The organism is Pseudomonas fragariae (ex Marin et al. 2024) (assembly GCF_059621105.1).
In genome coordinates, this window is sequence record NZ_CM184369.1 from 808,961 (window position 1) to 821,121 (window position 12,161).

11 protein-coding genes are annotated in these 12,161 nt (G+C 62.5%); 6 read left to right on the forward strand and 5 right to left on the reverse strand.

What is annotated here, in order from left to right:
* Positions 1-176: 176 nt before the first annotated feature.
* A complete protein-coding gene (locus AC54XV_RS03545) occupies positions 177-1,124 on the reverse strand; it encodes a LysR family transcriptional regulator (protein WP_003403558.1) in 948 nt (315 codons plus the stop codon).
* Positions 1,125-1,282: 158 nt separating this feature from the next.
* Between AC54XV_RS03545 and AC54XV_RS03550 the strand changes: the two genes are divergently transcribed.
* The 3 genes from AC54XV_RS03550 to ggt all read left to right on the forward strand — a co-directional run bounded on the left by AC54XV_RS03550 (position 1,283) and on the right by ggt (position 5,662).
* Complete coding sequence (locus AC54XV_RS03550) at positions 1,283-2,809, forward strand: CoA-acylating methylmalonate-semialdehyde dehydrogenase (protein WP_058822800.1); 1,527 nt, start codon at positions 1,283-1,285, stop codon at positions 2,807-2,809.
* 33 nt (positions 2,810-2,842) lie between these two features.
* Positions 2,843-3,730, forward strand: a complete 888-nt coding sequence (gene mmsB, locus AC54XV_RS03555) for a 3-hydroxyisobutyrate dehydrogenase (protein WP_496717891.1) — start codon at positions 2,843-2,845, stop codon at positions 3,728-3,730.
* Positions 3,731-3,934: 204 nt separating this feature from the next.
* Positions 3,935-5,662, forward strand: coding sequence for a gamma-glutamyltransferase (gene ggt / locus AC54XV_RS03560; protein ID WP_011266573.1), 1,728 nt, complete (start codon positions 3,935-3,937; stop codon positions 5,660-5,662).
* 67 nt (positions 5,663-5,729) lie between these two features.
* Here the strand turns inward: ggt and phnE are convergent, their stop codons facing one another.
* From phnE to AC54XV_RS03580, 4 genes are read right to left on the reverse strand one after another with little or no spacing between them, the layout of a single operon-like run.
* Positions 5,730-6,497 (reverse strand): phosphonate ABC transporter, permease protein PhnE, encoded by a 768-nt coding sequence (phnE, locus tag AC54XV_RS03565; RefSeq protein ID WP_011266574.1) that lies wholly within the window; start codon positions 6,495-6,497, stop codon positions 5,730-5,732.
* Complete coding sequence (locus AC54XV_RS03570; protein WP_003403550.1) at positions 6,494-7,321, reverse strand: PhnE/PtxC family ABC transporter permease; 828 nt, start codon at positions 7,319-7,321, stop codon at positions 6,494-6,496. Before AC54XV_RS03570 ends, phnE begins: the two co-directional genes overlap by 4 nt.
* On the reverse strand, positions 7,315-8,112 hold the full coding sequence (locus AC54XV_RS03575; RefSeq protein WP_024639436.1) for a phosphonate ABC transporter ATP-binding protein: 798 nt from the start codon (positions 8,110-8,112) through the stop codon (positions 7,315-7,317). Before AC54XV_RS03575 ends, AC54XV_RS03570 begins: the two co-directional genes overlap by 7 nt.
* A complete protein-coding gene (locus AC54XV_RS03580) occupies positions 8,109-8,960 on the reverse strand; it encodes a putative selenate ABC transporter substrate-binding protein (RefSeq protein ID WP_003403547.1) in 852 nt (283 codons plus the stop codon). The genes AC54XV_RS03575 and AC54XV_RS03580 overlap by 4 nt, the downstream gene beginning before the upstream one ends.
* Positions 8,961-9,195: 235 nt before the next feature.
* Here AC54XV_RS03580 and selD point away from each other — a divergent pair, with 235 nt between their 5' ends.
* The 3 genes from selD to AC54XV_RS03595 are packed head-to-tail and all read left to right on the forward strand — an operon-like array spanning position 9,196 to position 12,128.
* The gene (gene selD / locus AC54XV_RS03585) at positions 9,196-10,230 is read left to right on the forward strand and encodes a selenide, water dikinase SelD (protein WP_024660301.1); all 1,035 of its coding nucleotides are present in this window, start codon (positions 9,196-9,198) and stop codon (positions 10,228-10,230) included.
* Positions 10,230-11,330 (forward strand): tRNA 2-selenouridine(34) synthase MnmH, encoded by a 1,101-nt coding sequence (gene mnmH, locus AC54XV_RS03590; protein ID WP_058822798.1) that lies wholly within the window; start codon positions 10,230-10,232, stop codon positions 11,328-11,330. Before selD ends, mnmH begins: the two co-directional genes overlap by 1 nt.
* 33 nt (positions 11,331-11,363) lie before the next feature.
* On the forward strand, positions 11,364-12,128 hold the full coding sequence (locus tag AC54XV_RS03595; RefSeq protein ID WP_496717895.1) for a sulfite exporter TauE/SafE family protein: 765 nt from the start codon (positions 11,364-11,366) through the stop codon (positions 12,126-12,128).
* Positions 12,129-12,161: the final 33 nt, after the last annotated feature.

Sequence of the window (12,161 nt, forward strand, 5' to 3'; positions counted from 1 at the left end):
GAAAGAGGCTGTGTACAGAGAGGTGGCGTGAGACATGGAGCGTGGGGAAACTGGGTTTCAAGCGAGAGTTGTTAACCATTTCCTGTCACAAGTCCTGTACCAACAACTGTCACAAACCGTCGGCCAACGCCTGTCTACCTCGCTACGATACGGCCACCTGATCCCTTGAAAATCTGTCACTGAAGGAAGCGAATAGCGCGGTTTTCCCCCAACAAAAACCCCTTATTCAACTCCGTCACCTCCCGAATGTAATCCCACAGCAACGTGATCCGCTTCAACTTGCGCAGGTCCTCCCGGCAGTACATCCAGAATTGACGAGTGATGTTCACTTCCTCCCTCAGCACGGGCAGCAGCCGTGGGTCTTGAGCGGCGAGGAAGCATGGCAGGATGGCCAGTGCGCGGCCCTGCAGGGCGGCGGTGTATTGGGCGATGACGCTGGTACTGCGCAGTTGTGCCTGGGCGTTGGGCAGCAGGTTGCTCATGTACAGCAGCTCGGAGCTGAACGCCAGGTCGTCGACGTAGCTGATGAAAACGTGCTCGCTCAGGTCTGCCTTGTGTTCGATGGGCGAGTGGTTGTCGAGGTAGGCCTGGGTCGCGTACAGGCCCAAGCTGTAATCGCAGAGCTTGCAACACACGTAAGGACCGTGTTCGGGGCGTTCCAGGGCGATGACGATATCCGCCTCGCGTTTCGACAGGCTGATGAAGTGCGGCAGCGGCAGGATGTCCAGCGAAATGCTCGGGTAGCTGTCGAGAAAGTGGCTCAGTTGCGGGGTGATGAAGAAGCTGCCGAAGCCTTCGGTGCAGCCCATGCGGACATGCCCGGATAACGCGACGCTGGACCCGGAAACCTGCTCGCAGGCCATGTGCAGTGTGCTTTCGATGGATTCTGCATAGCCCAGCAGGCGCTGACCTTCGGCGGTCATGATGAAGCCGTTGTTGCGCGATTTCTCGAACAGCAGTGTGCCCAGCGAGGTTTCCAGCGAGTTGATGCGCCGCGACACGGTGGTGTAGTCGACGCCCAGGCGGCGGGCCGCGCTGCTGACTTTTCGGGTGCGTGCCACCTCGAGGAAAAACTTCAGGTCATCCCAGTTCAACAGCCCCAGGGAGGTGATGTTTTTTTGCATGTTGACCCTGCTTTTATCTGCGTTCTTGTTAGAAGTTTGCACATCTATACTCCAAAGCACGCCCTCTGACCAATTCAAAAACAAGACTGCCGGGAGGCCACGATCATCCTTCTGCACAGGCTGTGGATGCGTGGTTTGCTGAAGGGAGAATCGCTGAAATGAATGCCTCACTGAACCCCACGACGACCTCGATTGCTCGCGTGAAACTGCTGATCAACGGCGAGTGGATCGACTCGCAAAGCAGCGAATGGCAAGACATCGTCAACCCGGCCACTCAGGAAATCCTCGCCCAGGTGCCATTCGCCACGGCCAGTGAAGTGGACGCCGCCGTCGCAGCCGCGCACGCGGCCTATCGAACCTGGCGGGAAACACCCATCGGTGTGCGTATGCGCATCATGCTCAAGTTGCAGGCGCTGATCCGCGAGCACTCCAAACGTATTGCGGCGGTACTCAGTGCCGAGCAGGGCAAGACGCTGGCCGATGCCGAGGGCGATATCTTTCGGGGACTGGAAGTGGTCGAGCACGCCTGTTCGATCGGCACGCTGCAAATGGGCGAGTTTGCCGAGAACGTCGCCAGCGGCGTCGACACCTACACGCTGCGCCAGCCGATCGGTGTGTGCGCCGGGATCACGCCGTTCAACTTCCCGGCGATGATTCCGCTGTGGATGTTTCCGATGGCGATCGCCTGCGGCAATACATTCGTGCTCAAGCCTTCCGAGCAGGATCCGCTGTCGACCCTGTTGCTGGTCGAACTGGCGATCGAGGCGGGGGTGCCGCCCGGTGTGCTCAATGTGGTGCATGGTGGCAAGGAGGTGGTGGACGCGATCTGCACGCACAAGGACATCAAGGCTGTTTCCTTCGTCGGTTCGACGGCGGTCGGCACGCATGTCTACGATCTGGCCGGTCGGCATGGCAAGCGGGTGCAGGCAATGATGGGCGCGAAGAATCATGCCGTGGTGCTACCTGATGCCAACCGTGAGCAAACGCTGAACGCGCTGGTGGGCGCAGGTTTTGGTGCGGCGGGTCAGCGGTGCATGGCGACCTCTGTGGTGGTGCTGGTCGGCGCGTCGAAACAGTGGCTGCCCGACCTCAAGGCGCGGGCGCAGACTCTCAAGGTCAATGCCGGCCAGGAACCGGGCACCGACATCGGGCCGGTGATTTCACGACGGGCCAAACAACGCATTCTGGACCTGATCGAGAGCGGTGTGCGTGAAGGCGCGACGCTGGAACTGGATGGTCGGGAGGTTTCGGTGCCGGGTTACGAGGGCGGCAACTTCGTGGGGCCGACCTTGTTCTCGGGCGTCACCACCGACATGCAGATCTACACCCAGGAGATTTTCGGGCCGGTGCTGGTGGTGCTGGAGGTCGATACCCTCGATGAGGCTATCGCGCTGGTCAACGCCAACCCGTTCGGCAACGGCACCGGGCTGTTCACCCAGAGCGGCGCGGCGGCGCGCAAGTTCCAAAGCGAGATCGATGTCGGGCAGGTCGGGATCAATATTCCAATTCCCGTGCCGGTGCCGTTTTTCAGTTTTACCGGCTCGCGGGGTTCCAAACTGGGCGATCTGGGCCCGTACGGCAAACAGGTGGTGCAGTTCTACACTCAGACCAAGACCGTCACCAGCCGCTGGTTCGATGACGACAGCGTCAACGATGGCGTGAACACCACGATCAATCTGCGCTGAGCGCTGGCGGTCAATTCGCCCGGGAGAACAACCATGAACATCGCATTTATCGGTCTGGGCAATATGGGCGCGCCCATGGCCCGCAACCTGATCAGAGCCGGTCACGCCTTGCAGGTGTTCGACCTCAACAAGAGCGTACTGGCTGAATTCGCCGAGCTGGGCGCACAGGTCAGCGATTCACCCGCACAGGCGGCCCAAGGCACTGAACTGGTCGTCACCATGCTGCCCGCCGCGGCGCACGTGCGCAGCGTGTACCTGAATGACGACGGCGTTTTGAAGGGGATCTCGCCCGGAGTTCCGGCGGTTGATTGCAGCACCATCGACCCGCAGACCATTCGCGACATCGCCGCGGTCGCTGCGCAGCAAGGCGTGGTGTTGGGCGATGCGCCGGTGTCGGGCGGCACCGGTGGGGCGCAGGCCGGTACGTTGACCTTCATGGTCGGAGGCTCTGCCGGTCATTTCGCTGTGCTCAAACCAGTGCTGGAACAGATGGGCCGCAACATCGTGCATTGTGGTGACGTGGGCACCGGCCAGATCGCCAAGATCTGCAACAACATGCTGCTGGCGATTTCCATGATCGGCGTGGCCGAGTCCATGGCCTTGGGCAATGCGCTGGGTATCGACACCGAAGTGCTGGCCGGCATCATCAATACCTCGACCGGTCGTTGCTGGAGTTCCGAGGCCTATAACCCGTGGCCCGGCATCGTCGAAAGCGCGCCCGCGTCACGCGGTTACAGCGGCGGCTTTGGCGCCGAACTGATGCTCAAGGACCTGGGTCTGGCAACCGAGGCCGCGCGCTCGGCGCATCAACCGGTCATCCTCGGCGCAGTGGCGCAACAGCTGTACCAGGCGATGAGCCTGCGTGGCGATGGCGGCAAGGATTTCTCGGCGATCATTGAGGGGTATCGCCCGAAAGCGTAGGTGTCGCACGTGTCGGGGATAAGCGGGGCGTTAATGTGTATCCGGTTTTTACAGTAGGAAAACGTGGCAGAACCGGATACTTTGGACTTCGTCAGACCCGCGCCGGGATGCTCGGTACGCTTCGACGAGAAGTGCCGCATCCCTCGTCTAGAGGCTGGCGCTTCACATCAAACGTCCCTGACCCAGAAAAAGAAGAGATCGACCATGAAGTTCGAACCCCTCGCCAGATCGTTGATCGCGACGGCATTGATTGTCGCGTATTCCCCCACATTCGCCGCGTCACAAGCCCCGGTCGCAGCCGAAAACGGCATGGTCGTCACGGCTCAGCACCTGGCTACCCACGTGGGTGTCGATGTACTCAAGGCTGGTGGTAATGCGGTCGATGCGGCCGTAGCGGTTGGCTACGCGCTGGCGGTGGTCTATCCCGCTGCCGGCAACCTCGGCGGTGGCGGGTTCATGACCATTCAGCTGGCCGACGGGCGCAAGACCTTCCTCGACTTCCGTGAAAAGGCGCCGTTGGCCGCGACTGCGAACATGTACCTGGACAAGGACGGCAAGGTCATCCCTGATCTGAGTGCCAAGGGCCATCTGGCCGTCGGCGTGCCTGGCACCGTGTCCGGTATGGAAATGGCCCTCAGCAAGTACGGCACCCGCAAGCGTGAAGAAGTTATCGCGCCGGCAATCAAGCTCGCCGAGGACGGTTTTGTGCTGGGCCAGGGCGATGTCGACATGCTGTCGAGCGCCACGGATGTGTTCAAGGCGGACATGGCCGATTCCGGGTCGATCTTCCTCGACAAGGGCGAGCCGATGCAGGTCGGTCAGAAGCTGGTGCAGAAAGACCTGGCCAAGACCCTCAAGGAAGTGTCCGAGAAGGGCAGCGACGGTTTCTACAAGGGCTGGGTTGCCAAGGCACTGGTCGATTCCAGCCAGGCCGGCAAGGGCATCATCACCCAGGCTGACCTCGACCATTACAAGACCCGCGAGCTGGCTCCGGTCGAATGTGACTACCGTGGCTACCACGTGGTCTCGGCACCGCCTCCGAGCTCCGGTGGTGTGGTCATCTGCCAGATTCTGAACATCCTCGAAGGCTACCCGATGAAAGAGCTGGGCTTCCGCTCGGCGCAGGGCATGCATTATCAGATCGAGGCCATGCGTCACGCCTACGCAGACCGCAACAGCTACCTGGGCGACCCGGACTTCGTCAAGAATCCGGTCGAGCACCTGCTGGACGTCAAGTATGCCGCCAAGCTGCGCGCTGCCATCGATCCGCAAAAGGCCGGTGACTCGAACAAGATCAAACCCGGCGTCGCGCCCCATGAAGGCAGCAACACCACCCACTATTCGATTGTCGACAAATGGGGCAATGCGGTTTCGGTGACCTACACCCTGAACAACTGGTTCGGCGCGGGCGTCATGGCCAGCAAGACCGGCGTGATCCTCAACGACGAAATGGATGACTTCACCGTCAAGGTCGGCGTGCCCAACATGTACGGACTGGTGCAGGGCGAAGCCAACGCCATCGCACCGGGCAAGACGCCGCTGTCGTCGATGAGCCCGACCATTGTCACCAAGGACGGCAAGGCAGTGATGGTCGTCGGCACGCCGGGCGGCAGCCGCATCATTACCGCCACGCTGCTGACCATGCTCAATGTCATCGACTACGGCATGAACATTCAGGAAGCGGTGGACGCGCCGCGTTTCCACCAGCAATGGCAGCCTGAGGAAACCAACATCGATACCTTCGCGGTCAGCCCTGACACGCTGAAGATTCTCCAGAGCTGGGGTCAAAAGTTCGCAGGTCCGCAGCCGCTCAATCATGTGGCGGCGATTCTGGTGGGCGCGCCTTCGCTGGGTGGCAAACCGGTCGGTAACAACCGCTTCTACGGCGCCAACGACCCGCGTCGCAACACTGGGTTGTCGCTCGGCTATTGAGTCACGCTGCCAGTCACGCCACGGCCCTAAGCTTCAGGGTCGTGGCGTTTTGCGTTCTGAGGTCTGCTCAGTTACGCACCCAGCGCTGCCTGCTCCAGCCGCTCAAGGCGTCGACGGCGAACACCAGTATCAGCATCGCCAGAATCACGGTGCTGGCCTGCGCTTCCTGAAACAGGCTGAGGCTGACATACAGCATCTGCCCCAGACCGCCCGCGCCGACAAAACCCAGTACGCTGGCCATGCGAATGTTGTTCTCCCAGCGATACAGCGTATACGCCAGCAGTTGTGGCCAGAGGTTGGGCAGGGTGCCGTAGCTGAACGCCTGCCAGGCGCTGCCGCCCTGCAGACGAATCGCTGCAGCGGGTTGCGGCGCGGTATTTTCCAGCGCCTCGGCAAACAGACGGCCCAGAACGCCCGTGGTGTGCAGCGCCAGTGCCAGCGTGCCGGCATTGGGGCCGAGCCCGGCGGCCAGCACCATCAACACGGCCCACACCAGTTCCGGAATGGCGCGCAGCGCATTGAGCAGCAGGCGACTCAGGCTGCGCAGGAACCAGCCGAAGCGTCCGGCTGCGGGCAGGGCCAGGAGCAAACCTGCAATGGCGGCCAGCAAGGTGCCGAGTGCAGACATGGCCAGGGTTTCCAGGGCGCCCTGGCCGATTGCCTGCAGATGAGGGTCGCTCAGGTCAGGGCTCATGAAGCGCAACGCGTAACGGCCCATCTGCGTCAGGTTGTCGTGGCTGCCCAGGGTGAACAGGTCGAGGCCGAGGTACACAAACGATGCGATCACTGCTGCGATCAGCGCCAGCACCAGCAGCAGATTGCCTGCGCGCTTCATGTGAACTGCCTGCGCAGCAAACGGCTGAGCTGGTCGGCGAGCAGCACCAGCAGCAGGAAGGTCAGCAGCATGCTCGCCACTTCGTCACCGGCGAACATGCGCATCGACAGGTCGATCTGCTGACCCAGTCCGCCTGCGCCGACGAAGCCCATGACCACCGAAGCGCGCACGGCGCACTCCCAGCGGTACACGGTGTAGGAGGTCAGTTCGGCTGCCGCGTTGGGCAGGATGCCGTAAGCCAGTGCGGCCAGGCGACCGCTGCCTGCCTGGAGCAGCGCGTGGGCCGGGCGTTGGTCCACCGATTCGAAAATCTCCGCGTACACCTTGCCAAGCATGCCTGCATAGGTGATGGCGATGGCCAGCACGCCCGCCGTAGGGCCCAGGCCGACCGCGCGCACGAACAACAGCGCCCAGACGATTTCCGGCACGCTGCGCAGAAAGATCAACACCCCGCGTGCCGGCCAGCGCAGGCACTGGCCTGGCCAGCCGGGGCGGCCGCCGCGTGAGGCGGCCGACAGCGACAATGCCTGGCTGGCGAGCAGGCTTGCCGGAACGGCCAGCAGCAGCGCAAGGGCTATGCCGGCTGTGGCGATCGCCAGGGTTTGCAGCGTCGCATCCAGCAGCAGCCCGAGGAATTCCGCAGAGTGCGCCACCGGCCAGAACCCGGCGAGAAAGCTGCCCATCGTCCGCGCATTATCGGCTTGCAGCAGTACCAGCGGATTCAGTTCGGCCAGACGAATGCCCGGCCAGAGCAGGGCGACCGCCAGCAACGTCAGCAACAGGCGCGGCGTTGCCGCCGGGTCGCGCTGATCCCGACTCAGCATCGCGGCGTCCAGCGTGTTTCAGCCGCATCCGAAACCGCCTGAGGGCTGAGTTGTTCGTTGGCATACAGCGTGTCGAGATGCTCCCGGCCGACCTCGCTGGCGGCGAGGTCGAAGTGAATGCGCCCGTCGCGCACCCCGATGATTCGCGGAAAATGCGCCAGCGCCAGTTCCACCGCATGCAGGCTGGCGACCAGCGTCACGTTGTGCTCGATGGCGTGCTGACACAGCAGCGCCAGGGTGTGATCGGCGAGGCGCGGGTCCATCGCCGAAACCGGCTCGTCGGCCAGCAGCAGGTCGGGTTGCTGATACAAGGCGCGGGCAATGCCGACACGTTGCAGCTGTCCGCCGGACAACTGCTGGCAACGCTCGAACAATTTGTCCGCCAGGTCCAGACGCGCCAGCACCTCGCGGGCGCCGCTGATGTCGAGTGGATGCAGCAGGTTCAGCAGGCTTTTGCCCAGCCCCCACTGACCAAGCCTGCCCGCCGACACCGCAGTCACCACTCGCTGGCGCGCCGGCAACGGCGGTGCCTGATGAATCAGCGCAATGCGGCTGCGCAGGCGCTGGCGTCGTGTGCTGGAGAGCTGCCAGGGATCAGTCCCCAGCACCTGCAGTTGCCCGGCACTGGGCGGCAGAGCGCTGGCCAGCAGGTTGAGCAGCGTGGTCTTGCCCGCACCGGACGGCCCGATGATCGCTACCCGTTCGCCACGAGCGATGCTCAGGTCCAGGCCGCGCAACGCCAGTGTGCCGTCGCTGTGGCGCAGCTCGATGGCGGACAGACGCAGGGTCATTTCAGCAGGTCGGCAGCGCGTGCGGCTTCTTCGATGCCTTTGTAGTTCTCTGGCTTGGTTTCGATGAAGCGGCTGGCGGCCTGAAGATCGAGGATCGCCTTCTGCTCCGGGTTGGCCGGGTCGAGGTCGAGGAAAGCCTGTTTGATCTTCGCTGCCAGTGCCGGGTCGAGGCTGCCGCGTACGGTCCAGTTGTAGTCGAAATAAGCCGGTGTGGTCTGGAAGACATGAACCTTGTTGGTGTCGACCTTGCCGCTGGCGACCAGCTTGTCCCACACGCTGGCATTGAGCACGCCTGCATCGACCTTGCCCGCCTGAACCCACGCGGCGGTTGCGTCATGCGCGCCGGAATAGGCGACGCGGCTGAAGAACGTTTCCGGCTTGATGTTTTCCTTGAGCATGAAATAGCGCGGCATCAGGCTGCCGGATGTCGACGACACCGAGCCGAAGGCAAAGGTCTTGCCCTTGAGGTCTGCCAGGGTTTTCACGTTCGGATCGGAGGTGATGAATTTGCTGGTGAACCTGGCGTCCTGCTCACGCTGTACCAGTGGCACCGCATTACCGGTCTTGAGGTTGACCTGAACGAAGGTGAAACCGCCCAGCCAGGCCATGTCGAGCCGGTCAGTGGCCAGCGCTTCGACCACTGCCGGGTAATCCGCGACCGGAACGAACTCGACCTTCATGCCCAGCCGTTGCTCCAGATAAGCTCCCAGCGGCTTGAACTTGCGCAGCAGTTCGGTGGGCGCTTCGTCGGGAATGGCCGAGACGCGCAGGGTGTCGGCAGCGTGGCTGGTCAGGGCGGAGAAGGACAGGGCAAGGCCGGCGGCGAGCGCCAGGGTACGCTTGAGCATGGGGGTTCTCCGGTTCAATAGCGGAAAAAGGATAGCCTGAAGCCCGCGTGCACGAGCAGGCGGCGCTTCACAGGATTCGGTGATGATGCGCGGGGATTATAAGAGGCATGGCGAGAAAGGCCAGTTCGGCAGATTCATCGCCCGAATGCGCGACCGGCGCACGACGCGGTTTGCGCTGATAAGGGAACAGCCCCTAGACTCCACAGCCTGTTTCCCGGTAACCGAGAGTGTCGCGATGAATGAGCCAATCCGCCTGACCCAGTACAGTCACGGAGCAGGGTGTGGCTGCAAGATTTCCCCCAAGGTGCTGGACGTGATCCTCGCTGGCAGCGGCGCTCAGAACCTTGACCCCAGACTCTGGGTTGGCAATGCCTCGCGTGATGACGCGGCGGTCTATGCGCTGGATGACGAGCGCGGCGTGGTCTCGACCACGGACTTCTTCATGCCCATCGTCGATGACCCGTTCGACTTCGGCCGTATCGCCGCGACCAATGCCATCAGCGACATCTATGCGATGGGCGGCGACCCGCTGATGGCCATCGCCATTCTCGGCTGGCCGGTCAACATCCTGCCGCCAGAGGTCGCACGTGAAGTCATTCGCGGTGGTCGTGCCGTCTGCGATGCTGCCGGTATTCCGCTGGCGGGCGGGCATTCCATCGATGCGCCGGAGCCGATCTTCGGTCTGGCGGTGACCGGCGTGGTGCAGAAAAAGCACATGAAACGCAACGACACTGCCCTGGCGGGGAGCACCTTGTACCTGACCAAGCCTCTGGGCATCGGCATCCTCACCACGGCCGAGAAAAAATCGAAGTTGCGCGATGAGGACATCGGTCTGGCGCGTGACTGGATGTGTACCCTGAACAAGCCGGGCAGCCGGTTCGGCAAGCTCGACGGGGTGCAGGCAATGACCGACGTCACCGGCTTCGGCCTGCTCGGGCATCTGGTTGAAATGGCTGACGGCGCAGGTCTGACCGCACGTCTGGACTACGCTGCTGTACCGCGTCTGCCCGGCGTCGAGCACTACATTGCCGAGGGCTGTGTGCCGGGCGGTACATTGCGCAATTTTGAAAGTTACGGCGACAGGATCGGCGCACTGAGCGATGCCCAGCGTGATCTGTTGTGTGATCCGCAGACCAGCGGTGGTCTGTTGGTCGCGGTCAGCCCTGAAGGTGAAGCCGAGTTTCTGATCGTGGCCGCCGAACTGGGGCTGCTGCTTACCCCTATCGGCACCTTGCATGAGCGACAGACCCACGCCGTCGAGGTGTTCTGATGGCCGACAACAGCAGCGACTACCGTGCACTGTTTCTCAACGACGTGCCGATGATGGACGCTCGGGCTCCGGTGGAGTTTTCCAAGGGGGCTTTCCCTGGCGTGATCAACCTGCCGCTGATGAATGACATCGAGCGGCAAAAGGTCGGCACCTGCTACAAGCAACACGGTCAGGACGCCGCTATCCAGCTCGGGCATCAATTGGTCTGCGGTCAGGTCAAGGATGAACGCGTCAATGCGTGGATCGAGTTCGCTAAAGCCAATCCGGACGGCTACCTGTACTGCTTTCGCGGCGGGCTGCGCTCGCAGACCGTGCAGCGCTGGCTGAAGGATGCCGGGGTCGACTACCCGCGGGTTCTTGGCGGCTACAAGGCGATGCGCACGTTCCTGCTGGATACCCTGCACGAGGCGGTGAGCGAATGCAGTATCGTCGTGCTCGGCGGGATGACAGGCACGGGCAAGACCGAAGTATTGACGCAACTGCGCAATAGCGTGGACCTGGAAGGCATCGCCAATCACCGGGGCTCCAGCTTCGGCAAGCGTGCCACCGGGCAGCCGGCGCAGATCGACTTCGAGAACCGCCTGGCCATCGACCTGCTCAAGAAGCGCGCAGCCGGTATCGAGCAATTCGTTGTGGAAGATGAAAGCCGTCTGGTTGGCAGTTGCAACGTGCCGCTGGAACTGCACCAGGCGATGCAGGGCTGCCCGATGGTCTGGCTGGAAGACAGCTTCGAGAACCGCGTCGAGCGCATTCTCGAGGACTACGTGATCAACCTCTGCGCAGAGTTCATCACCGTCAAGGGCGAAGAGCAGGGCTTTGGCCTGTTTGCCGAGCGTTTGTTGCAAAGCCTGAACAACATTCACAAACGTCTGGGCGGCGAGCGTCATCAGCGCCTGTCGGACCTGATGCAGGCGGCGCTGGAAGAACAGCAGCGTAGCGGTGCGGTTGACCTGCACAGAGGCTGGATCGAAGGGCTGCTCGGCGAATATTACGACCCGATGTACGCTTACCAGCGCGAACACAAAGCGGCGCGTATCGAATTCGCAGGTGATCAAGCGCAAGTGCTGGCCTATCTGCGCGAGCGCTCTGAGCAACGTTAAGCCTCAACCTCTATCCATCTGGCAAGGGACGCCATGCACTCGATCCTCGATTTCTATCAAACGCTGGGCTGGGGCCTTTCGGCGCTGGTGATCGGCACCTTTCTGCTGGCCGGAACGGTCAAGGGTGTCATCGGCCTGGGCTTGCCCACGGTGGCAATGGGGTTGCTGGGGCTGGCCATGCTGCCGGCGCAGGCTGCGGCGTTGCTGATCATCCCGTCGACATTCACCAACGTCTGGCAACTGGCGACGGGTGGGAGCCTGCGGCCTTTGCTGAAGCGGCTATGGCCGATGCTGAGCATGATTTTCATCGGCACGCTGGCCGGGGCGTTCTGGCTGGGCATGAGTGGCGGTCATTCAATGACCCGCGCGTTGGGTGGCGCGTTGTTTCTCTACGCACTGAGCGGGTTATTCCTGCCGACCTTCAGGGTTGCCGCCGCTGCCGAGCGCTGGCTGGGCCCGCTGTGCGGCTTGATTACCGGGGTGATCGCGTCGGCCACCGGGGTGTTCGTGATTCCCGTGGTGCCTTATTTGCAGGCGCTGGGCCTTGAGCGCGACCAACTGGTCCAGGCGCTGGGGTTGTCCTTCACCGTCTCGACGCTGGCGCTGGCGGCGGGGTTGTCGTGGAACGGCGCGCTGGGCGGCGCAGAGCTGGGCGCCTCCACGCTGGCGCTGATTCCGGCCCTGTTGGGCATGCTGCTGGGGCAATGGCTGCGCCAGCGAATCAGCGCGTTGCTGTTCAAGCGTGTGTTCTTTATCGGCATGGGCCTGTTGGGGCTGCACCTGCTCATAAAAGGCTGATCAGTCATGCGTTGTATCGCGGGCATGCGCGAC